Below are 21,901 nucleotides of genomic sequence, written 5' to 3'. Positions count from 1 at the left end.
TCCTCAGCTTATGCGCCGTTTTTTAAACCTTCGAGATATTCCCAGCGTTCGAAGGCGGTTTCCAGCGCCTGCTCCGCTTCACTCAGCTGTGCGAGCACCTGCTGCGTATGGTCATGCGACTGACCAAAGAAAGAAGGGTCGGCAACCTGTTCCTGCAAATTCTGCAGCTGGGCTTCCAGTTCTTCCAGTTTTTGCGGCAGCTGTTCCAGCTCGCGCTGCAGGTTATAGCTTAGTTTGCTGGCAGCGCGTTTGACACTTTCTGCTTTCGGTTGAGCAACTTCAACTGTCTTTTTAGAAACCGGCTGTTTTTTCGCCAGATACTGCGCCTGCTGACCGCGTGCGTCATGATAGCCGCCCACGTATTGGCCAATTTGCCCCGCGCCTTCGAAGATCCAACACTCCGTTACCGTGTTATCCACAAACTGACGGTCGTGGCTAACCAGCATCACGGTTCCCTGATAACCGTCGACAAGCTCTTCCAGCAGCTCCAGGGTTTCGACATCCAGATCGTTTGTCGGTTCATCGAGTATCAACAGGTTGCTGGGCTTGAGGAACAGGCGCGCCAGCAGCAGGCGGTTACGCTCCCCGCCCGACAGTGCCCGCACCGGCGTCATCGCGCGTTTCGGATGGAACATAAAGTCCTGCAGATAGCCCAGGACGTGGCGCGGCTTGCCGTTCACCATCACTTCCTGTTTACCTTCCGCGAGGTTGTCCATCACCGTTTTATCCGGATCAAGTTCCGCGCGGTGCTGGTCGAAGTAAGCCACTTCCAGCTTGGTACCCACATGAATACGTCCGCTATCCGCCTGCAGCTGACCGAGCATCAGCTTCAGCAGCGTAGTTTTGCCGCAGCCGTTCGGGCCAATCAGCGCAATTTTGTCGCCGCGCTGGATTTGGGCGGTGAAGTCTTTAACCAGCACCTTGCCATCAACCTGGTAGTTGACGTTCTCCATTTCGAACACAATCTTGCCCGAACGCGCGGCCTCTTCCACCTGCATCTTCGCGCTGCCCATCACTTCACGGCGCTCACCGCGCTCGCGGCGCATGGCTTTCAACGCCCGCACGCGCCCTTCGTTACGGGTGCGACGCGCTTTGATCCCCTGACGGATCCACACTTCTTCCTGCGCCAGCTTGCGATCGAACTCCGCGTTCTGTAACTCTTCCACGCGCAGCGCTTCTTCTTTATCCAGCAGATATTGATCGTAGTTCCCCGGATAGGTCACCAGCTTACCGCGATCGAGATCGACAATTCGCGTCGCCATGTTGCGAATAAAGGAACGGTCGTGCGAAATAAAAATAATGGTGCCTTTGAACATCTTCAGGAAACCTTCCAGCCAGTCGATAGTTTCAATATCGAGGTGGTTGGTCGGTTCATCGAGCAGCAGCACGCGCGGCCCGCTGACCAGCGCGCGGCCGAGGGCCGCTTTACGCAGCCAGCCGCCGGACAGCGAGGAAAGCTCGGCGTTAGGATCCAGATTCAGCTGTTCCAGCACTTCATTAATGCGGCTATCGAGCTGCCACAGCCCTAAATTATCCAGTTGTTCCTGAAGGCGCGCCAGTTCGTTCAGATTCTTGTCGCTCGGGTCGGTCATCACCAGCTGCGAAACATCGTGATAACCCTTGAGGTATGCCGCTTGTTCAGCAATACCTTCCGCCACAAAGTCATAGACGGTTCCGGTAACATTACGCGGCGGATCCTGCTGTAGACGCGCCACAACCAGATCCAGTTCATAGATAATGCGCCCGTCATCAAGACCCTGTTCACGATTGAGGATCTTCATCAGGGTCGATTTACCCGCACCGTTGCGCCCTACCAGGCAGACGCGTTCGTTATCTTCGATATGCAGTTCAGCATTATCCAGCAGCGGCGCATCGCTGAAAGAGAGCCAGGCGCCGTGCATACTAATTAAAGACATTCTTTATTCCTTTCAGGCTGCGGTAATCAGCCAGCAGTTGTGAATCTGACGGTTGCGGGCAAAATCCTGAGACAGCGTTTTTTGCGTGATCTCCTGCGCCTTCAGGCCCAGCTGCGCCAGCCCGTCATGATCCATACGGAAACCGCGTTTGTTGTTCGAGAACATAATCGTGCCGCCTTTACGCAGCAGACGTTTTAAATCGGTCATCAGGCGCAAATGATCGCGCTGTACGTCAAACGCATCATCCATACGCTTTGAGTTGGAGAAGGTTGGCGGATCGATAAAGATCAGATCAAACTGTTCGGTGGTCTCCCGCAGCCAGCCCAGCACATCAGCCTGCATCAGGCGATGCGCGCGGCCGGTTAAGCCATTGAGGCGCAGGTTACGTTCAGCCCATTCAAGATAGGTACGTGACATATCGACCGTCGTCGTGGAACGCGCGCCGCCAAGGCCGGCGTGGACGCTGGCGCTACCGGTGTAGGAGAAAAGGTTGAGGAAATCTTTGCCTTTGCTCATCTGGCCCAGCATGCGGCGAGCAATACGGTGGTCGAGGAACAGCCCGGTATCCAGGTAGTCGGTCAGGTTTACCCACAGACGTGCGTTATACTCCTGCACCTCAATGAACTCACCTTTTTCACCCATTTTCTGATACTGGTTTTTCCCTTTCTGCCGTTCGCGGGTTTTCAGCACCAGCTTGTTCGGCGCAATCCCCAGTACGGCAATGGTGGCGGCGATAATATCAAACAGGCGCTGGCGGGCCTTGTGCGCGTCAACGGTTTTCGGCGGCGCATACTCCTGCACCACCACCCAGTCGGCGTAGCGGTCGATAGCGACGTTGTACTCCGGGAGGTCGGCATCATACAGGCGATAGCATTCAATGCCTTCCTGACGCGCCCACTTCTCATATTTTTTCAGGTTCTTACGCAGACGGTTGGCGAAATCTTCCGCCAGCATCGCGGTTTTGCCGCCTTCGTTTTCTGCAAGATGATAGTTCTTCTGGACGCAGTCGAGCGGTCCATTTTTCGCTTTAAACTGCTTATCAGCGCGCAGCTGCAGGCAGCTCAGCAGATCCGGCGAGGCGCTAAACAGCGACAGGTTCCAGCCGCCAAACTGATTTTTCATGATCCGCCCCAGCAGGCTATGCAGGGCAATCAGCGCCGGTTCACTCTCCAGACGCTCGCCGTACGGCGGGTTGCTTATCACCGTGCCGTAAGGGCCCTTCGGCAGTGGGTTGCTAAGCTGGGCAACGTCTTTCACTTCGAAGGTAATCAGTTCGCCAATACCGGCGCGGCGGGCGTTGCGCTGCGCGCGTTCGATGACGCGGGCGTCAACGTCGGAACCGTAAAAGCGCGACTCATACACCGCCAGCCCCTGACGGGCGCGGGTTTGTGCTTCGGACTTCACCTCTTTCCAGATAGCATCGTCATGCTGCGCCCAGCCGCCGAAACCCCAATGGCCGCGGTGTAAACCCGGCGCACGATCGGTAGCGAGCATCGCCGCTTCAATCAGCAGCGTACCGGAACCGCACATGGGATCGAGCAGCGGCGTACCGGCAGCCCAGCCGGAACGCATCACTATCGCCGCAGCCAGGTTTTCTTTGATGGGCGCCATACCGGTACCGTCGCGGTAGCCGCGCAGGTGCAGCCCCTCGCCGCTAAGATCCAGGGAGATATGCGCGGTCTCTTTATTCAGCCAGACGTTAATACGCAGATCGGGATTTTCGCGATCGACGTTGGGACGCGGCAGATTCTTACGCGTAAAGCTGTCGACGATGGCGTCTTTCACCTTCAACGCCCCGTACTGGCTGTTGCGGATCTCTTCGTTCAGCCCGCTAAAGTGCACGGCAAAAGTGGCATTCTGAGTGAAAATCTCCGTCCATGGAATGGCCTGTACGCCAAGGTACAGATCCAGGTCGCTGTATACGCTGCACTGCCCCAGCGGCAGCATAATCCGCGAAGCCAGCCGGCTCCACATCAGGCTTTGATACAGCAGCCGCGTATCTCCCTGAAAATGGACCCCGCCCTGGACCAACTGGCAGTCCACCGCGCCCAGCCCTTCCAGTTCAGTTTTTAACAGCTCTTCCAGCCCACGAGCCGTACTGGCAAACAGAGAATTCATATCGTCACTTTTACTAAAAGAAAATTGGTGCGCATTATAGCCAATATGCGCCCCATGTCATAAAGTTAAAGGCTTATTTTTAAAGCCAGGGGCAGCGTATGGTAACCCTTTCGCGACTTTTTATTCATCCCGTCAAATCGATGCGGGGAATGGGGCTCAGCCACGCTTATGCAGACAGCAGCGGGCTGGCCTTCGATCGTATATTTATGGTGACGGAAACCGATGGCACCTTCATTACCGCCCGTCAGTTTCCGCAAATGGTCAAATTTATTCCCGCGCCGCTCCATGATGGTCTGCATCTGACCGCGCCGGACGGCAGCAGCGCGATGGTGCGCTTCAGCGATTTCTCCGTACAGCAGGAGCCGACCGAAGTCTGGGGCAACCATTTTACCGCCCTGATTGCCCCGGACCGGGTGAACAAGTGGCTAAGCGGGTTCTTCAACCGCAGCGTTCAGCTCCGCTGGCTGGGGCCAGCGCTTAGCCGCAGGGTAAAACGTCACGATGCCGTCCCCCTCTCTTTTGCCGACGGTTTTCCCTATCTGCTGGCCAATGAGGCCTCGCTGCGCGATCTGCAAAATCGCTGTCCGGCCAGCGTAAGCATAGAACAATTTCGCCCAAATCTGCTGGTGACCGGCGCGGCCGCCTGGGAAGAAGATACGTGGAAAGTGGTGCGCATTGGCGAGGTCATTTTTGATGTCGTCAAACCGTGCAGCCGCTGCGTATTGACCACCGTCAGCCCGGAGCGCGGGCAAAAGCATCCTTCCGGGGAGCCCTTAAGCACGCTGCAGCGTTTCCGCACGGCGCTGGATAACGGCGATGTCGATTTTGGCCAGAACCTGATCGCGCGAAATAGCGGCGTAATCCGCGTGGGCGATGCGTTAGAAGTGCTGGCCAGCGGCCCGGCGAAGGCCTACGGCGCAGGCGAGAGTGATACTACGCCGGCACCTGAAGCGCAGGAGAACGCGACGGTAGAAATAGCGTGGCAGGGAGTGAGTTTTACCGGTAATAATCAGCAAATCTTGCTGGAGCAGCTGGAACAACAGGGAATTCGTATTCCTTACTCCTGCCGGGCTGGGATTTGCGGCAGCTGCCGCATCCGGCTGGAAGAAGGAGAAGTCAGCGCGCTGAAGAAAAACGCGGTCGCCGCAGATGGCACCATTTTATGCTGTAGCTGCGTGCCGAAAACCGCGGTGAGGCTGGCGCCTTAAACCGCCTGACCCAGGCTGTAGCTGGCGACGCCTGGCGCTGGCTGCAGCCTGTCGTTCATAATTTTAATCACGTCGCCGAGCTGCATCACCCGCCCGGCAAGCGTCAGACCGGGCTGGGCTAACAGGCACAGCGCGGCGTTTTCTCCGGGCTCAACCACCAGCAGATTCACCTGCTGGCCGGTATCGCTGAGCCATGCGCTGGCGGCATCGCCAACGCCGGGCTGCCAGCTCTCTTCATGCGTGTTGAAATGCCAGCTTTTCGGCATTTGCGGCTTGAGAAAACGAATCGCAACCAGCGCATTGAGTACTAATTCAGCGCGCTGTTCTTTTGATAATTCGAGATCGCGGCACTTTTCTTCAAATGAAAAATAGAGCGCTGCGTCATCAACGCAAAATCCGGAAGGCGCGAAGGCGTCGGGCGTCAACATGCGGCGAGCAAAACGCGATCTGAATAACATGCCATTAGCCAGATCGAGCATCATGCGGTCATGCTCTTCATCGTAATACCAGCGCCAGTTATCGTCAGGTTTGATCCGCATTTCTACCCCCGTCCTCTTCCACTTCCGTCTGTAATAAACAGGTAAACTGCTACAGAATATTTCAAAAATTAAGAAAAGACTAAAATGTCTAAATAAGCAACAATGAAGGAATATAAAACAACCAGGGCTATAAATAAAGCCCTGGTGGAGTATCAGAGGGGGAAAAGATTAGATATGGGTAACAATTTCTTTAATCAGCGGCGGGCCTTTAAAAATAAATCCGGAATAAATCTGCACCAGCGTCGCTCCGGCGGCTATCTTTTCCCGGGCGGCAATCACCGAGTCAATACCGCCGACTCCGATAATTGGCAGGCGGCCATTTAATTCCGCAGACAGCATGCGGATAATTTCCGTACTCTTCAGCTGCAATGGACGTCCGCTAAGGCCACCGGTTTCATCACAATGTTTCATCCCCTGCACCAGCGATCGATCCAGAGTGGTATTGGTGGCAATGACGCCATCTATATTATGCCGGACTAAACTGTCCGCTACCTGGATCAATTCTTCGACGGAAAGATCCGGAGCGATCTTTACGGCCACAGGAACATATTTTTGATGTTTCTCTTGTAGCTCGCGTTGCTTATTTTTAATACCAGAAAGCAAATCGTCCAGCGCATCTCCGTATTGTAAAGTACGCAAGCCTGGGGTATTCGGCGAGGAGATATTAATGGCGATATAGCCGGCATAAGCATAGATTTTTTCCATACAAATCAGATAATCATCTTTGCCTTGTTCTACCGGTGTATCTTTATTCTTGCCAATATTAATACCCAGAATGCCGTCAAAATGCGCCTTTTTTACGTTCTCCACGAGGTTATCAACACCGTGGTTATTAAAGCCCATGCGGTTGATCAAACCTTCGGCATCGACCAGGCGGAAGATCCTTGGCTTATCGTTGCCCGGCTGTGGACGTGGCGTCACGGTACCAATTTCAATGGAACCAAAACCCATCGCCCCGAGCGCATCAATGCACTCGCCGTTTTTATCCAGCCCGGCGGCCAGGCCCAGCGGGTTCTTAAATGTGAGCCCCATACAGGTTACCGGCTTTGTCGGTACCTTCTGGCGAACCAACATTTCCAGCGGGGTACCCGAAACACGGCGTAATTGTTGAAAAGTGACTTCATGAGCGCGCTCAGGATCGAGCTGAAAAAGGGCTTTACGAACGAAGGGGTAGTACATGAACTCTCCTGGATTCCCGGTGTGCAAACCGGGGGCGTATTATGTGCGATCCACCCCGGAAAGGGAATTGACCTACGACAAAAAATCTTACTTCCGACGCAAACGTTTACTTTTCTCCCGCTCGTTATGCACTTTCTGACAATCCAACGCCGGATAAATCATTTAGGGAAATAAAAGCGCTCTGTCACACTGCGGCTAAATGTTATCAATTATAGATAAATGCAAATATTTAGTTATAAGGAGAGAGTATGCGAGTCATCACACTTGCGGGCAGCCCGCGCTACCCTTCCCGCTCCAGCGCGCTTCTGGAATACGCCAGAGAGACGCTCTCGGCGGCGGATATCGAGGTCTGCCACTGGCATCTGCAGAATTTCGCTCCGGAAGACCTGCTCTACGCTCGCTTTGATAACCCAGCCCTCCATGCGTTAAATGAACAGCTTGCCGGCGCCGATGGGCTGATCATCGCGACGCCCGTCTATAAGGCCTCTTTTTCCGGCGCGTTAAAGACGCTTCTGGACCTGCTGCCGGAGCGCGCGCTGGAGGGCAAAATCGTTCTGCCGTTGGCTACCGGCGGAACCATCGCCCATATGCTGGCGGTGGATTACGCCTTAAAACCGGTACTCAACGCGCTGAAAGCCCAGGAGATCCTCCACGGCGTTTTCGCTGACGATAGCCAGGTTACGGATTATCAGCATAAACCGCAGTTTACCCCGAATCTGCAGGGCCGCCTCGACCAGGCGCTGGAAACCTTCTGGCAGGCGCTGCATCGCCCCAGCAGCCGCGCGCCGGCGCTGAAAACCTTACAGCGGGTTGAGCACGTTTAAAGTTCAGCGTTGATGCCCATCACCAGGCAAAACGCTAAAGAATAAAGGAACACTGTATGGCGACGCTTTCGCAAAAACTCCTGATCCGCATAGCCCCCTGGCTTTTGCCGGTTGGCAGCGTGATTGTATGGCAATTCGCCTCTTCCGTTGGTTGGCTCTCTACCCGTATTTTGCCGTCACCGGAAGGGGTGCTCAAAGCCTTCTGGACGCTCTCCGCCAGCGGCGAGCTTTGGCAACATCTGGCCATCAGCTCATGGCGGGCGCTTATTGGTTTCAGCATCGGCGGTTCCATTGGCCTGGTTCTCGGGCTTATCAGCGGCCTGTCGCGCTGGGGCGAACGCCTGCTGGACACCTCCATTCAGATGCTGCGCAACGTACCGCACCTCGCGCTGATTCCGCTGGTGATTTTATGGTTCGGCATCGATGAAAGCGCCAAAATTTTCCTCGTGGCGCTGGGGACGATGTTCCCGATTTATATCAACACCTGGCACGGTATTCGAAACATTGACCGGGGTCTGGTGGAGATGGCCCGCAGCTATGGCTTATCGGGTTTTGCTCTGTTCCGTCACGTGATCCTGCCGGGCGCCCTGCCCTCCATTATGGTCGGCATCCGGTTTGCGCTCGGCCTGATGTGGTTAACGCTGATCGTGGCTGAAACCATCTCGGCTAACGCCGGTATCGGCTATCTGGCGATGAATGCCCGCGAATTTCTGCAGACCGATGTCGTGGTCGTCGCCATTATTCTTTACGCTATTCTCGGCAAACTGGCCGACTTCAGCGCACAGCTTCTTGAACGCGTCTGGCTGCGCTGGAATCCGGCTTACCACCTTCAGGAGGCCAACGCATGACAACCGCGCGTCTTAATCCGGGGATCCCGCTACTGCTAAACGGCGTAAGCAAGCGTTACGGCAGCAAAACGATTCTGAATGAACTCGATCTGCATATTCCCACCGGGCAATTTGTCGCGGTGGTCGGACGCAGCGGCGGCGGTAAAAGCACCCTGCTGCGGCTGCTCGCCGGGCTGGAAAAACCCAACGCCGGGCAGCTGCTGGCGGGTTCGACGCCGCTGGCGCAAATCCAGGAGGATACCCGGATGATGTTCCAGGATTCCCGCCTGCTGCCGTGGAAAACGGTGATCGACAATGTCGGCCTCGGGCTGAAGGGGCAGTGGCGCGAGGCGGCGCTCAAGGCGCTGGCGAGCGTCGGCCTTGAAGACCGCGCCGGTGAATGGCCCGCGGCGCTTTCCGGCGGGCAAAAGCAGCGCGTGGCGCTGGCTCGCGCGTTAATTCATCGCCCCGGATTATTACTGCTTGATGAACCGCTGGGCGCGCTGGACGCCCTCACTCGCCTGGAGATGCAGGATCTGATTGTCTCGCTGTGGCAGGAGCACGGATTTACCGTTCTGCTGGTCACCCACGACGTCAGCGAGGCGGTGGCGATGGCCGATCGCGTTTTGCTGATTGAAGAGGGGAAGATAGGGCTGGATCTGCTGGTGGACATTCCCCGTCCGCGACGCACGGGTTCAGCGAAGCTGGCCGAACTGGAAGCGGAAGTACTGAATCGGGTGATGCAGCGCGGCAAGAACGAATCCTCGCCACGCTTAGTGAGCCACGGTTAACGACTGCGACGTTCCCCCGCTCGCGCTGCGCTTAGCGGGGCTACAGGTTTGGACTCGCGCTGGCGTTACGCCAGCGCTTTACTGATTTTCTCGAACAGATCCCCGGAAAGATTCTCCAGCCCCTTCAGCTGCTCCAGCGCCCCGCGCATCAGCGCCTGACGTTTCTCGTCATAGCGTTTCAGACGAATCAGCGGCTCAATCAGACGCGAAGCCACCTGCGGGTTGCGGCTGTTCAGCTCAGTCAGCATCTCGACCAGGAACTGATAGCCGCTGCCGTCTTCTGCATGGAACGCCGCCGGGTTGCTGCCGGCAAAGGCGCCGATCAGAGAACGGACGCGGTTCGGGTTACCCATGCTGAACGAGCGATGATGCAACAGGCCGCGAACCGTCTCCAGGACGTTATCCGCCGGGCTGGTGGACTGCAGGATAAACCATTTATCCATGACCAGTCCGTCCTGGTGCCACTTGTCGTCATATTCCTGCATCAGCGCATCGCGGCACGGCAGCTGGGCCGCTACGGCCGCCGCCAGCGCCGCCAGCGCGTCGGTCATATTGTCCGCATGGTGATACTGCGCGCTAATCAGTTTATCCGCCAGCTCGGTATCGCCAAACGCCAGGTAGCGCAGGCAGGTATTACGCAGAGAACGCTTACCGATATCGGCATGCTCAACGCGGTAGCCGTCGAGCTTGTTGGCGTTGTAAACCGCCAGGAACTCGTCAGCCAGCTCTTTCGCCAGCGTGCGGGTCAGCGCTTCGCGCACCGCCGCGATGGCAAGCGGATCGATAATCGCAAACAGCTCCGCCATTTCATTCGCTGAAGGCAGCGTCAGGATCTCCGCCGCCAGCGCCGGATCGATCTTCTCATCCAGCAGAATCGCGCGGAACGCATCGGCGACGTGAATCGGCAGAGACAGCGGCTGCCCCTGCTGGTGACGGTTGACGTTGAGTTTGATATAGGTCGCCAGCAGGCTCTGCGCCGCGTCCCAGCGGGAGAAATCATTCCGCGCGTGGCGCATCAGGAAGGTCAGCTGCTGATCGCTCCATTTGTACTCCAGCTTCACCGGCGCGGAAAACTCGCAAAGCAGCGCCGGGACAGGCTGGAAGTAAACGTTGTCGAAAACAAAAGTCTGCTCCGCCTGGGTGACGTTCAGCACGTGATGCACCGGGTGACCGCCCTTCTGCAGCGGGATTACCTTGCCTTCGTTATCGTACAGCTCGATGTCGAACGGAATATGCAGCGGCAGCTTCTCCGCCTGCTCAGCGGTCGGCGGCGTGCGCTGGCTGATGGTCAGCGTGTACTGCTCCGTTTCCGGATTGTAGTCATCATGGACGGTGACAATTGGCGTACCGGACTGGCTATACCAGCGGCGGAAGTGGGACAGATCGACGTTGGAAGCGTCTTCCATCGCCTGGACAAAGTCGTCGCAGGTCGCGGCGCTGCCGTCGTGGCGCTCAAAATAGAGCTGCATGCCTTTCTGGAAATTCTCTTCCCCCAGCAGGGTATGCAGCATGCGGATCACTTCCGCTCCCTTCTCATACACCGTCAGGGTATAGAAGTTGTTCATCTCAATCACGCTATCCGGGCGAATCGGATGCGCCATCGGGCTGGCGTCTTCGGCAAACTGCAGGCCGCGCATGGTGCGTACGTTATTGATGCGGTTCACCGCGCGCGAGCCGAGGTCGGAGCTGAATTCCTGATCGCGGAAAACGGTCAACCCCTCTTTCAGACTGAGCTGGAACCAGTCGCGGCAGGTCACGCGATTGCCGGTCCAGTTATGGAAATATTCATGACCAATCACGCGCTCGATATCCAGGTAATCTTTATCGGTCGCGGTATCGGTACGCGCCAGTACGTATTTGGAGTTAAAGACGTTAAGGCCTTTGTTCTCCATGGCGCCCATGTTGAAGAAGTCGACGGCGACAATCATATAGATGTCGAGGTCGTACTCGAGACCAAAGCGGGTTTCGTCCCACTTCATGGAATTTTGCAGCGAAGTCATCGCCCACGGCGCGCGGTCAAGGTTACCGCGGTCAACGTAGAGCTCCAGCGCCACTTCACGCCCCGAACGGGTTTTGAAGGTATCGCGCAGGACGTCAAAATCACCGGCCACCAGCGCAAACAGGTAGCACGGTTTTGGGAACGGGTCCTGCCACTGGATCCAGTGACGGCCATTTTCCAGCTCGCCCTGGGCCACGCGGTTACCGTTGGAGAGCAGAAACGGGTATTTTGCTTTATCGGCGATGATTTTGGTGGTGAAGCGCGCCAGAACGTCCGGGCGGTCCGGATACCAGGTAATGTGGCGGAAGCCTTCCGCCTCGCACTGGGTACACAGCGCTTCGCCGGACTGATATAGCCCTTCCAGCGCGGTATTCGCCGCCGGGCTGATTTCATTGACGATGGTCAGAGTGAAATGTTCCGGCAACCCGCTAATCACCAGCTGGTTATTTTCTTCCTTGTAGTCGCTCCACGGCTGACCATCAATCCGCAGAGAGACCAACGTCAGGTCTTCGCCATCCAGACGCAATGGCACATCAGACGTAGCCGCATGGCGGGAGACCTTGCTCTCAGCCGTCACAACGGTTTTCGCGGCATCCAGGTCAAAGGTCAAATCGATATCGCTAATCAGATACTCCGGCTCACGGTAGTCGTGGCGGTATTTGGCTTGGGGCTGTTGTGTCATAAAAAACCTTTAGCGTGTCCTGTAAAGTGTCGACTCAGTCTATTCCTGTTGCGCAAATCTCGCTATGCAGAATCTTCATCTTTTCAATGCTAAACATGAAAATTGCTACATTTTGATAACACAAGAGGCACGAAATGCGCTCGACCAGGCGCAAAGCTTGTGGTGTGATGCGTGTTCAATATATTAAACTAGGCCTCGCAAATGACCGTCAGCGTCGCCATCAGCCGTCACCGCGGGACAGCGTCGGGTATTACAGGTATACTCCGCCTCCTTTTACCGCTTTGGTTTTGATGGAAACGCTCCAGTGAGAGGATGCTACTGCGCACCATGACCCAATTCACTTCTCCTGTACTGCACTCGTTGCTTGATACGGATGCCTACAAGCTGCACATGCAGCAGGCTGTCTTCCACCGCTACAATGATGTACAGGTTGCGGCGGAGTTCCGCTGCCGCGGGGACGATCTGCTCGGCATCTACGCCGATGCGATTCGCGAGCAGGTTGAGACGATGCGCGACCTGAGACTGCAGGACGATGAATATCACTGGTTGTCGAGCCTGCCCTTCTTTGCGCCAGACTATCTCGAGTGGCTACGCGGCTTCCGCTACGACCCGCGCCAGGTCACGGTCATCAATGACAACGGCAAGTTGAATATTCGCCTTTCCGGCCCCTGGCTTGAAGTTATTATGTGGGAAGTTCCGCTGCTGGCGGTGATAAGCGAGCTGGTACATCGCTATCGCTCGCCGGAAATCAGCGTCGATCTCGCGCTGGACACCCTTGAGCATAAGCTGACTGACTTTAACCGCCTCACTGCTGATATCGATATGTCGGGCTTCCGCCTGATGGATTTCGGTACCCGCCGCCGCTTCTCCCGCGAGGTGCAGCAGGCGATTGTTCAGCGTCTTCAGCAAGAATCCTGGTTCACCGGTACCAGCAATTACGATCTGGCGCGGCGTTTGAATTTGACCCCAATGGGGACCCAGGCTCACGAATGGTTCCAGGCGCATCAGCAGATCAGCCCGAACCTGGCGAGCAGCCAGCGCGCGGCTCTCGCTGCCTGGCTGGAAGAGTATCCCGATCGGCTGGGGATTGCGCTGACCGACTGCATTACGATGGACGCTTTTCTGCGCGATTTCGGGCCGGAGTTTGCGACCCGCTATCAGGGGCTGCGCCACGACTCCGGCGACCCGGTGGAATGGGGCGAGAAGGCTATCGCCCACTACAAAAAGCTGGGCATCGACCCGCTGAGCAAAGTGCTGGTATTTTCCGACAATCTCGACCTGACAAAAGCGGTTGATCTCTATCGCCACTTCTCATCGCGGGTGAATCTGAGCTTCGGTATTGGCACGCGTTTAACCTGCGATATTCCCCAGGTGAAGCCGCTCAATATTGTTATCAAGCTGGTGGAGTGCAACGGTAAACCGGTGGCGAAACTTTCGGATAGCCCGGGTAAAACGATTTGTCACGATAAAGCTTTCGTCCGCGCGCTGCGCAAAGCCTTCGATCTACCGCCGGTTAAAAAAGCCAGCTAGGTCATATAAAGACAAAATGCGTCCGCCAAAACGGGCGCATTTTTATTCGCCTCCGCTTATCACCCCGAGACGTTATCAAGCATTAAGAACCCCGGTCGCCCTGCATGGGATAATCGCAATGAACGAATCTCTCTGAATATCAGGCTCTCACGCAGCAAAGTAGGCTATCTCCTTATTTATTTCCTAAAACCCCCCTTTCTTGTGCGAAATCTACTTGTCTGATGGAAGATGACAGGTAACATAGATATCCCCCTGTTGCAGGGGAATACAGATTTTTCTATTGGACTAACAAGAGAGACTATTATGAGCGTTGTGCCTGTAGCCGACGTACTCCAGGGCCGCGTTGCCGTTGACAGCGAAGTCACCGTGCGCGGATGGGTGCGTACCCGCCGAGATTCTAAAGCTGGCTTTTCTTTCCTCGCCGTCTATGACGGTTCCTGCTTTGATCCTGTACAGGCCGTTATTAGTAATTCTCTTCCCAATTACAATCAGGAAGTGCTGCGCCTGACCACCGGCTGCTCGGTCGTGGTGACCGGTAAAGTCGTGGCATCTCAGGGCCAGGGCCAGAGTTTTGAAATCCAGGCCAGCCACGTGGAAGTCAGCGGCTGGGTGGAAGATCCGGATACTTATCCGATGGCGGCTAAACGCCATAGCATCGAGTACCTGCGTGAAGTTGCCCACCTGCGCCCGCGCACCAACCTGATTGGCGCGGTGGCGCGCGTTCGCCATACCCTGGCGCAGGCGCTGCACCGTTTCTTCGACGAGCAGGGTTTCTTCTGGGTTTCGACTCCGCTGATTACCGCTTCCGACACTGAAGGCGCCGGCGAGATGTTCCGCGTGTCAACGCTGGATCTGGAAAACCTGCCGCGCAACGAACAGGGCAAAGTCGATTTCGATAAAGACTTCTTCGGCAAAGAGTCGTTCCTGACCGTTTCCGGCCAGCTGAACGGCGAAACCTACGCCTGCGCGCTGTCCAAAATCTACACTTTTGGCCCGACCTTCCGTGCGGAAAACTCCAACACCAGCCGTCACCTGGCGGAGTTCTGGATGCTGGAACCGGAAGTCGCCTTTGCTAACCTGAACGATGTGGCAGGTCTGGCGGAAGCGATGCTGAAGTACGTCTTCAAAGCCGTTCTCGAAGAGCGCGCAGACGACATGCAGTTCTTTGCCGAACGCGTTGATAAAGACGCTATCGACCGCCTGCAGCGTTTCGTTTCCGCTGATTTTGCCCAGGTTGATTACACTGACGCGGTCACCATTCTGGAAAACTGCGGTAAGTCGTTCGAAAACCCGGTCTACTGGGGCGTGGATCTCTCCTCCGAGCACGAACGCTATCTGGCGGAAGAGCACTTTAAAGCTCCGGTGGTGGTGAAAAACTACCCGAAAGACATCAAGGCGTTCTATATGCGCCTTAACGAAGACGGTAAAACCGTCGCCGCAATGGACGTTCTGGCGCCGGGCATCGGTGAAATTATCGGTGGCTCCCAGCGTGAAGAGCGCCTGGACGTGCTTGACGCGCGTATGGCGGAAATGGGTCTTAATAAAGAAGACTACTGGTGGTATCGCGACCTGCGCCGTTACGGCACCGTACCGCACTCCGGTTTCGGTCTGGGCTTTGAGCGTCTTATCGCCTACGTGACCGGCGTGCAGAACGTTCGCGACGTCATTCCGTTCCCGCGGACCCCGCGTAACGCGACTTTCTGATTTTTTTCTGCAATTTTCATCCAGGGCCAGCGCAAGCTGGCCTTTTTTTATGTCAATTTACGTTAACGAATATCAGGAAACTTAAACATCAACCATCCTGATTCACAATTATGTTACGCACTATTTCATTAGCGACCGCTAATTAAAACCGCACCTTATGTTCATAAATTGGCAAACATGCTGATTATATTGCTCGTTTTTTAACCAGTCACAGCACAACTTGCAACGACAAGATTTGAATAAAAATAAAGCAAAATGCTGACGTAAAATGCACAAACCCTCTCTTATCTAAATTAATCATAATTAATTCATATAGATATATAAAGACAGGTGATTTAATCGGCGAACAGGTGCGGAATGTTGATTGAGTTCACAAAGTTCCCAAAAATACATATTTAGTTACATAGAATTTCTTTTTGTTACTCATATGCGATATTGGTAGCATTTTCAGGCTAGCGAAACGTTGTTCTGAATGGAAAGATGCCTCCAGACACCAAACTATCATCAATAGTTCTGTAAATTTTTATTGACGAAACTTATTGACGGCAGTGGCAAGTGTTCATAAAAAAATATAAATGAGGGTAATAAATAATGATGAAGCGCAAAATTCTGGCAGCGGTAATTCCTGCCCTGCTGGTAGCCGGTGCAGCTAACGCTGCAGAAATCTATAACAAAAACGGCAACAAACTGGACTTCTACGGAAAAATGGTTGGCGAGCACGTCTGGACCACCAACGGCGACACCAGCAGCGATGATACCACCTACGCCCGTATCGGTCTGAAAGGCGAAACCCAGATCAACGATCAGCTGGTCGGCTACGGTCAGTGGGAATACAACATGGATGCGTCCAATGTTGAAGGTAAACAGACCACCAAAACTCGTCTGGCTTTCGCAGGCTTAAAAGCCGGTGAATACGGTTCATTCGACTACGGTCGTAACTACGGCGCCATCTACGACGTTGAAGCGGCAACCGATATGCTGGTTGAATGGGGCGGCGACGGCTGGAGCTACACCGACAACTTCATGACCGCGCGTACCAACGGCGTAGCCACCTACCGTAACTCTGACTTCTTCGGTCTGGTTGACGGCCTGAGCTTCGCGCTGCAGTACCAGGGTAAAAACGACGCTTCTAGCCGTGATGTTAAGAAACAAAACGGCGACGGCTTCAGCACCGCGGCAACCTACGCGTTTGACAACGGCATTGCGCTGTCTGCAGGCTATGCGAACTCCAACCGTAGCGGCGATCAGAAAGCTGACCGTCAGGGCGAAAAAGCTGAAGCATGGGCAACCTCCGCTAAGTATGACGCGAACAACGTCTATGCTGCGGTCATGTACTCTCAGACTTACAACATGACGCCGGAAAACGAAGGCAACTACTTCGCTAACAAAACTCAGAACTTCGAAGCCGTTGTTCAGTATCAGTTCGACTTCGGCCTGCGTCCGTCCATCGGCTACGTACAGACTAAAGGTAAAGACCTGCGCTCTCGCGCTGGCTTCTCCGGCGGCGATGCTGACCTGGTTAAATACGTCGAAGTGGGTACCTGGTACTACTTCAACAAAAACATGAACGTCTACGCTGCGTATAAATTCAACCAGCTGAACGACAACGATTACACCAAAGCCGCTGGCGTTGCGACCGACGACCAGGCCGCAGTGGGTATCGTTTACCAGTTCTAATCTGCAGTACACCCCTTCGTGATATGCCTAAAAAGCAGGACTTCGGTCCTGCTTTTCTGCTTTCCTGAGAGGAAGATCGTAACTTTCAAAAACCTTCTCGCTTTTTGTAGCAAACGGTTGGCAATTAACATAACTCCCGTTAACCTGATAGCGGATTTCCCTTCAGTAATCACAATGGAACCTCGTCATGTTTGAGAACATTACCGCCGCCCCTGCCGACCCAATTCTGGGCCTGGCCGATCTGTTTCGTGCCGATGACCGCCCAACAAAAATTAATCTTGGAATTGGTGTTTATAAAGATGAAACGGGTAAAACACCGGTCCTGACTAGCGTGAAAAAAGCAGAGCAGTATCTGCTGGAAAATGAAACCACTAAAAATTATCTGGGTATCGATGGTATTCCGGAATTTGGCCGCTGCACCCAGGAGCTTCTGTTCGGGAAAGGAAGCGCAATTATCAATGATAAACGCGCCCGCACCGCGCAAACGCCCGGCGGTACTGGTGGCCTGCGCGTTGCCGCCGATTTTCTGGCGAAGAACACCGACGTTAAACGTATTTGGGTGAGCAACCCCAGCTGGCCGAACCATAAAAGCGTGTTCAATTCAGCCGGGCTGGAAGTTCGCGAATACACCTACTACGATGCCGCTAATCACAAACTCGACTTCGACGGGCTGCTGGCCAGCCTGAACGAAGCGCAGGCCGGCGACGTGGTTCTGTTCCACGGCTGCTGCCATAACCCAACCGGTATCGATCCGACGCTGGAGCAGTGGCAACAGCTGGCGCAGCTCTCCGTAGAGAAAGGCTGGCTGCCGCTGTTTGACTTTGCCTACCAGGGCTTTGCCCGCGGCCTGGAAGAAGATGCTGAAGGCCTGCGCGCTTTCGCCGCGCTGCATAAAGAGCTGCTGGTTGCCAGCTCCTACTCGAAAAACTTCGGCCTGTACAACGAGCGCGTGGGCGCCTGTACGCTGGTCGCTGCTGACCAGGAAGCGGTAGACCGCGCTTTCAGCCAGATGAAGTCGGTTATCCGCGCGAACTACTCAAATCCGCCCGCTCACGGCGCCTCGGTAGTGGCGACCATTCTCAGCAATGACGCGCTGCGCGCCATCTGGGAGCAAGAGTTGACCGACATGCGTCAACGCATCCAGCGTATGCGTCTGCTGTTCGTTAATACCCTGCAGGAAAAAGGCGCCAGCCGCGATTTCTCTTTCATCATTCAGCAAAACGGGATGTTCTCGTTCAGCGGCCTGACCAAAGAGCAGGTACTGCGTCTGCGCGAAGAGTTCGGAATTTACGCGGTGGCGTCCGGACGTATAAACGTCGCCGGTATGACGCCCGACAACATGGCGCCGCTGTGCGAAGCGATTGTTGCCGTACTGTAATCTCAGGGCAGGGCAAACAAAAGGCCGCATTTGCGGCCTTTTTTATATGCTGGCTTCGGTCACCAGACCGGCATTTCATCCTGCAGGAATGGGTTGTGCAGACGCTCATAGCCAAGGGTCGACATCGGTCCATGACCCGGAATAAACGACACGTCATCGCCCAGCGGCAACAGCTTGCGCTTAATCGCATCGATCAGTTGGCTATGGTCGCCGCGAGGGAAGTCGCTACGCCCTACTCCGCCTTTAAAAATCACATCGCCAGAAATCAACAGTCGGGAAGCAGGATCGAAGAAGACCACGTGCCCCGGCGTATGGCCTGGGCAGTGCAGCACCTGCAGGGAAATATTCCCCACGCTGACCGTATCGCCTTCGTTCAGCCAGCGATCCGGCTGCAGCGGCTGGCAATCTTCCAGACCGAACATCCGGCTCTGCGCCGGTAATCCTTCCAGCCAGAACTCATCTTCTTTTTCCGGCCCAATAATCGGCACGCCATAATGTTGCGCCAGCTCCGCTGCCGCACCAACGTGATCGAGATGACCGTGCGTAAGCAGAATCTGCATCAGGCTAACGCCTACCGCCGCGACTTCCTGTTTGATTCGCTCAGCATCACCGCCGGGATCGACCAGCGCCGCCAGTTTGGTTTGTTCACACCAGATTAAAGAACAGTTCTGCGCGAACGCGGTAACCGGAATAATACGATAGTTCATGAGGCTCCTTTCGTTACCAGTGCCGTACTGGCCCGGTATCAATATGCACAAAGTTGCTACGTGGGTAGTATCCTACACCACCTGTGCGCATAGATAACGCGGCTTTGCGAACATTGCTTAACGAAATGCCTTCAATATGAAAATCCATGGCCTGGCCTTTAGTGTGGTAGCTGTGTTTTGCCACACCCCGGCTACGCGCGCGAAGCTCATTATTGGTATCAACAGAACGATAACCGGAAATAAGCTGGACAGGCTTGTTGGTACCAAGTAATCCCTGCAAACGATAGAGTTGATCGAACAAACCGGGATCGATGGACTTAATCTTATTCGCGCGATAATCACGGAAAAAATGATTAAGTCTTGCTAATTCATCCTGAATATAGCCTCTGCCATCGAAAAACTCCGCCTTGAGTGATTCACCGGTATGCAGGTTGTTCAGCGTCAAAATACGCGGTCGGGGGGTCGAGAGGGTGGCAAATGCCGGCGCAGGCAGAATGGCAGCAGCACCGAGCGCCGCTCCACCTAACGCCAGCAGTTTGCGGCGATTAGCGTCAAATTTGTCCATGATAATCAGGTCTACAGGTAAATGAATCGTAATATACTTTTCCCGCAATGCGCCCGTTAGCCGCCAGCACGCGCTCGCTCCCCTACGGCTAATAAATATCAGCTATGGAGAACGGGCTGCTTACTGCCACAGCGCCTTTGCAGGATTATATGTATATGCACTTCTGGCGCACGAAAGGCACCTTACCGGGCATTATTGCCAACGTCAAGGTAGCCTAACCCCAGTAAACTCGGGCCTTGCAGCGTGCAAGGCCCGTTTTCACACAGAGGTAGGACAACCAAATCCGTTGAACTACTTCATTTATCTGATTAATTGTTCAGCTTTAGGTAGAATTTGTGCGCTGGATCGCGCGGTGAGATCGTAATTGTAAATATCTGTTCGATATTGTGTACGTCCATCAGCGCCGACGAACGCGGTCAAATAATAGAGATTAACCGGGATATTCTGGCGAATATTAACGTAGCGGGTATTCCCCTGTTTAAGCGCATCTGAAATACGTGCATCATTCCAGCCAGCATCCTGAAGCAGCATATTGGCCAGTTCTGAGGCTTTATTCACGCGCACGCACCCGGAGCTCAGCGCGCGTCCATCACGCTGGAACAGATTGTGATTGGGCGTATCGTGCAAATATATCGCATCTGAACTTGGCATATTGAATTTATAGCGCCCCAGCGAATTGCGCGCGCCGGGAGCCTGCTGGAAGCGGAACGGCAGATTCGATGCGGTTATCGTTTCCCAGTCCACCTGATACGGGTCGATAGTCTCTTTGCTATTCCAGCCGCGCATCATCGTATAGCCGTGCTGCTCAAGATAGCCTGGGTTATTGCGCACCTTCGGCAGAATATCGTTGCGCGCCAGCGTCGGCGGAACGTTCCACGGCGGGTTGACCACAACGTTGTTCAGCGCACTGCTCATCATAGGGGTTTTGCGGTCCGGACGGCCAACGATAACCCGCGATGCCAGCACCTGGCTACCGTCCTGGTAATAGACCAGCGAAAAGGCGGGAATATTCACCATAATTCCGGTCGCCAGATTACCCGGCAGCAGGCGCAAACGCTGGATATTCAATGCCAGCACGCCGGCGCGCTGCGCAGGAGAAACGTTGAGCCAGTCGCGGGTCGCCTGACCAATCACGCCGTCTGCGCCCAGTCCCTGCCACGCCTGGAAGCGCTTAACGCCCTCCACTAACTGGCGATCGTAAACGCCACGGCCGCTGCTTTTGGCCTTTTTCCCGGCGGACGGACTCACCACCTCATCGCCGGGCAACGAAATTTTTGCCGCGTCATCCAGCATACCGGTGCGCTGTAAAATTTCGCGCAGCGCGCCGGCATCGTTGCTCCATTCCCCCGGGCGCAGCGACGTCTTACCGGTGAGCTGCGGCCAGGGACGGGAATCGGCAACCTGAGCTAATAGCGCCTGATGCATTGCGGCATACTGCGGATGCTGCGGAGCCAGACTCGAAATAAACTGCGGCAGCGAACCGTTATCCAGCGCCACCTGCCACTGGTTAATCACCGACAGAGGCGGCGTCGACATGGCATACGGTTTCGTGCCATACAGCCAGCGGTTGCCCTGAGTCGGAATACCGCTAATAAAATGCAGATAGCCCATCATGGCGTCAGACAGAACGACATCCCGCGCCAGACCGTTCACTGCCGGGTCGGTCAACAGCTCAACCCAGGTGGTGAACTGCGGCTGAAAACCGGCGATAGCGACCTCAGCCAGCTGTTGTTGAAACGCCTGCACCGCCTCGCGGTTATCCCACATCGGTTTCATATCCCTGGCCGCATACAGCGATACCAGCGGATTCATAAATACGGGTTGATAACCGGACGGCAGTACCGCCTGAATCCCGGCGCGGCTCTTCGCTGCCGCATCGGCAGAAAGCGCCTGCTCGCCGGCCATTTGAGCGACCGCCGCGGATTGGTTTGCGCTTTGGCTTAGCGCGGAAGAGAGCTCGCTGATGGTGGCAGAGCTATCCGATGGTACCACTTCAGGCTCTTCAGCCTGGACATTGAACAGTGGAGCAAATGCAAACGCCAGGCTCAGGCTGAGCGCAGACAATTGACGACCATACCGTTTCTTTAGCAACATCCCTTGCCCCCTGTTAACACATTGCTGCCCGCTAAAATGGGGCTTACTTTCAGTATATGAAGACGAAAACGCTTTTGCCTTCCCAAATGTAAAGAAGTTAAAAGATTATACAATCCTAAAGTACAGGAACGGATAACAAAAAGGGCGACATCGCGTCGCCCTT

16 protein-coding genes are annotated in these 21,901 nt (G+C 55.0%); 8 read left to right on the top strand and 8 right to left on the bottom strand.

Annotated features, from left to right (window positions below; all coding sequences use genetic code 11):
• Positions 1-8: 8 nt before the first annotated feature.
• Entirely contained in the window at positions 9-1,916 is a 1,908-nt protein-coding gene (locus ABLU67_RS27635; RefSeq protein WP_004849507.1) for an ABC transporter ATP-binding protein, read from the bottom strand.
• Between the two features lie 12 nt (positions 1,917-1,928).
• Positions 1,929-4,034, bottom strand: a complete 2,106-nt coding sequence (gene rlmKL, locus ABLU67_RS27630) for a bifunctional 23S rRNA (guanine(2069)-N(7))-methyltransferase RlmK/23S rRNA (guanine(2445)-N(2))-methyltransferase RlmL (RefSeq protein WP_348852617.1) — start codon at positions 4,032-4,034, stop codon at positions 1,929-1,931.
• Between the two features lie 98 nt (positions 4,035-4,132).
• Here rlmKL and ABLU67_RS27625 point away from each other — a divergent pair, with 98 nt between their 5' ends.
• Positions 4,133-5,242 carry a YcbX family protein gene (locus ABLU67_RS27625; protein ID WP_348852616.1) on the top strand — a complete coding sequence of 370 codons (1,110 nt, stop codon included), beginning with the start codon at positions 4,133-4,135 and terminating at the stop codon, positions 5,240-5,242.
• Here the strand turns inward: ABLU67_RS27625 and zapC are convergent.
• Positions 5,239-5,781 (bottom strand): cell division protein ZapC, encoded by a 543-nt coding sequence (gene zapC, locus ABLU67_RS27620; RefSeq protein ID WP_004849504.1) that lies wholly within the window; start codon positions 5,779-5,781, stop codon positions 5,239-5,241. The two genes, ABLU67_RS27625 and zapC, sit on opposite strands and share 4 nt — an antisense overlap.
• Before the next feature lie 168 nt (positions 5,782-5,949).
• Positions 5,950-6,960, bottom strand: coding sequence for a quinone-dependent dihydroorotate dehydrogenase (pyrD, locus tag ABLU67_RS27615; RefSeq protein WP_004130996.1), 1,011 nt, complete (start codon positions 6,958-6,960; stop codon positions 5,950-5,952).
• 248 nt (positions 6,961-7,208) lie between these two features.
• Between pyrD and ssuE the strand changes: the two genes are divergently transcribed.
• From ssuE to ssuB, 3 genes are read left to right on the top strand one after another with little or no spacing between them, the layout of a single operon-like run.
• The gene (ssuE, locus tag ABLU67_RS27610) at positions 7,209-7,784 is read left to right on the top strand and encodes an NADPH-dependent FMN reductase (RefSeq protein ID WP_009653287.1); all 576 of its coding nucleotides are present in this window, start codon (positions 7,209-7,211) and stop codon (positions 7,782-7,784) included.
• A 56-nt stretch (positions 7,785-7,840) separates the two neighbouring features.
• Positions 7,841-8,632, top strand: a complete 792-nt coding sequence (gene ssuC / locus ABLU67_RS27605) for an aliphatic sulfonate ABC transporter permease SsuC (protein ID WP_004849501.1) — start codon at positions 7,841-7,843, stop codon at positions 8,630-8,632.
• Positions 8,629-9,402 carry an aliphatic sulfonates ABC transporter ATP-binding protein gene (gene ssuB, locus ABLU67_RS27600; RefSeq protein WP_014837971.1) on the top strand — a complete coding sequence of 258 codons (774 nt, stop codon included), beginning with the start codon at positions 8,629-8,631 and terminating at the stop codon, positions 9,400-9,402. The genes ssuC and ssuB overlap by 4 nt, the downstream gene beginning before the upstream one ends.
• Positions 9,403-9,467: 65 nt before the next feature.
• Here the strand turns inward: ssuB and pepN are convergent, their stop codons facing one another.
• Positions 9,468-12,083, bottom strand: a complete 2,616-nt coding sequence (gene pepN / locus ABLU67_RS27595; RefSeq protein ID WP_014228655.1) for an aminopeptidase N — start codon at positions 12,081-12,083, stop codon at positions 9,468-9,470.
• Positions 12,084-12,410: 327 nt separating this feature from the next.
• Here pepN and pncB point away from each other — a divergent pair, with 327 nt between their 5' ends.
• The 4 genes from pncB to ABLU67_RS27575 all read left to right on the top strand — a co-directional run bounded on the left by pncB (position 12,411) and on the right by ABLU67_RS27575 (position 18,372).
• On the top strand, positions 12,411-13,613 hold the full coding sequence (gene pncB / locus ABLU67_RS27590; protein WP_025107499.1) for a nicotinate phosphoribosyltransferase: 1,203 nt from the start codon (positions 12,411-12,413) through the stop codon (positions 13,611-13,613).
• Positions 13,614-13,916: 303 nt separating this feature from the next.
• The gene (gene asnS / locus ABLU67_RS27585; RefSeq protein ID WP_004849497.1) at positions 13,917-15,317 is read left to right on the top strand and encodes an asparagine--tRNA ligase; all 1,401 of its coding nucleotides are present in this window, start codon (positions 13,917-13,919) and stop codon (positions 15,315-15,317) included.
• A gap of 591 nt (positions 15,318-15,908) precedes the next feature.
• The gene (locus ABLU67_RS27580; protein ID WP_014228653.1) at positions 15,909-16,994 is read left to right on the top strand and encodes a porin; all 1,086 of its coding nucleotides are present in this window, start codon (positions 15,909-15,911) and stop codon (positions 16,992-16,994) included.
• 187 nt (positions 16,995-17,181) lie between these two features.
• Positions 17,182-18,372: an amino acid aminotransferase gene (locus ABLU67_RS27575; protein ID WP_009653304.1), complete on the top strand. Its 1,191-nt coding sequence runs from the start codon at positions 17,182-17,184 to the stop codon at positions 18,370-18,372.
• Between the two features lie 59 nt (positions 18,373-18,431).
• On the opposite strand, the gene ABLU67_RS27570 is transcribed toward ABLU67_RS27575, so the two are convergent.
• From ABLU67_RS27570 to ldtD, 3 genes are all read right to left on the bottom strand, one after another.
• A complete protein-coding gene (locus tag ABLU67_RS27570; protein WP_196545791.1) occupies positions 18,432-19,079 on the bottom strand; it encodes an MBL fold metallo-hydrolase in 648 nt (215 codons plus the stop codon).
• Positions 19,080-19,092: 13 nt separating this feature from the next.
• Positions 19,093-19,644, bottom strand: coding sequence for a YcbK family protein (locus tag ABLU67_RS27565; protein WP_004130967.1), 552 nt, complete (start codon positions 19,642-19,644; stop codon positions 19,093-19,095).
• A 300-nt stretch (positions 19,645-19,944) separates the two neighbouring features.
• Positions 19,945-21,738, bottom strand: a complete 1,794-nt coding sequence (gene ldtD, locus ABLU67_RS27560) for a L,D-transpeptidase (protein ID WP_200913736.1) — start codon at positions 21,736-21,738, stop codon at positions 19,945-19,947.
• Positions 21,739-21,901 lie beyond the last annotated feature (163 nt).

This window comes from Klebsiella sp. GN_Kp190 (assembly GCF_040061795.1).
In the GTDB taxonomy this organism is placed as follows: domain Bacteria; phylum Pseudomonadota; class Gammaproteobacteria; order Enterobacterales; family Enterobacteriaceae; genus Klebsiella; species Klebsiella michiganensis.
This window is presented reverse-complemented; position numbering and strand designations above follow the sequence as displayed.

Excerpts from the sequence above, each read along its gene's own strand:
- ABLU67_RS27635 (WP_004849507.1), bottom strand. The coding sequence starts at position 1,916 with ATGTCTTTAATTAGTATGCACGGCGCCTGGCTCTCTTTCAGCGATGCG.
- pyrD (WP_004130996.1), bottom strand. The coding sequence starts at position 6,960 with ATGTACTACCCCTTCGTTCGTAAAGCCCTTTTTCAGCTCGATCCTGAG.
- ssuC (WP_004849501.1), top strand. The coding sequence starts at position 7,841 with ATGGCGACGCTTTCGCAAAAACTCCTGATCCGCATAGCCCCCTGGCTT.
- ssuB (WP_014837971.1), top strand. The coding sequence starts at position 8,629 with ATGACAACCGCGCGTCTTAATCCGGGGATCCCGCTACTGCTAAACGGC.
- ABLU67_RS27575 (WP_009653304.1), top strand. The coding sequence starts at position 17,182 with ATGTTTGAGAACATTACCGCCGCCCCTGCCGACCCAATTCTGGGCCTG.
- ABLU67_RS27565 (WP_004130967.1), bottom strand. The coding sequence starts at position 19,644 with ATGGACAAATTTGACGCTAATCGCCGCAAACTGCTGGCGTTAGGTGGA.
- ABLU67_RS27580 (WP_014228653.1), top strand. The coding sequence starts at position 15,909 with ATGATGAAGCGCAAAATTCTGGCAGCGGTAATTCCTGCCCTGCTGGTA.
- pepN (WP_014228655.1), bottom strand. The coding sequence starts at position 12,083 with ATGACACAACAGCCCCAAGCCAAATACCGCCACGACTACCGTGAGCCG.
- ABLU67_RS27625 (WP_348852616.1), top strand. The coding sequence starts at position 4,133 with ATGGTAACCCTTTCGCGACTTTTTATTCATCCCGTCAAATCGATGCGG.
- ssuE (WP_009653287.1), top strand. The coding sequence starts at position 7,209 with ATGCGAGTCATCACACTTGCGGGCAGCCCGCGCTACCCTTCCCGCTCC.
- rlmKL (WP_348852617.1), bottom strand. The coding sequence starts at position 4,034 with ATGAATTCTCTGTTTGCCAGTACGGCTCGTGGGCTGGAAGAGCTGTTA.
- pncB (WP_025107499.1), top strand. The coding sequence starts at position 12,411 with ATGACCCAATTCACTTCTCCTGTACTGCACTCGTTGCTTGATACGGAT.
- zapC (WP_004849504.1), bottom strand. The coding sequence starts at position 5,781 with ATGCGGATCAAACCTGACGATAACTGGCGCTGGTATTACGATGAAGAG.
- asnS (WP_004849497.1), top strand. The coding sequence starts at position 13,917 with ATGAGCGTTGTGCCTGTAGCCGACGTACTCCAGGGCCGCGTTGCCGTT.
- ldtD (WP_200913736.1), bottom strand. The coding sequence starts at position 21,738 with ATGTTGCTAAAGAAACGGTATGGTCGTCAATTGTCTGCGCTCAGCCTG.
- ABLU67_RS27570 (WP_196545791.1), bottom strand. The coding sequence starts at position 19,079 with ATGAACTATCGTATTATTCCGGTTACCGCGTTCGCGCAGAACTGTTCT.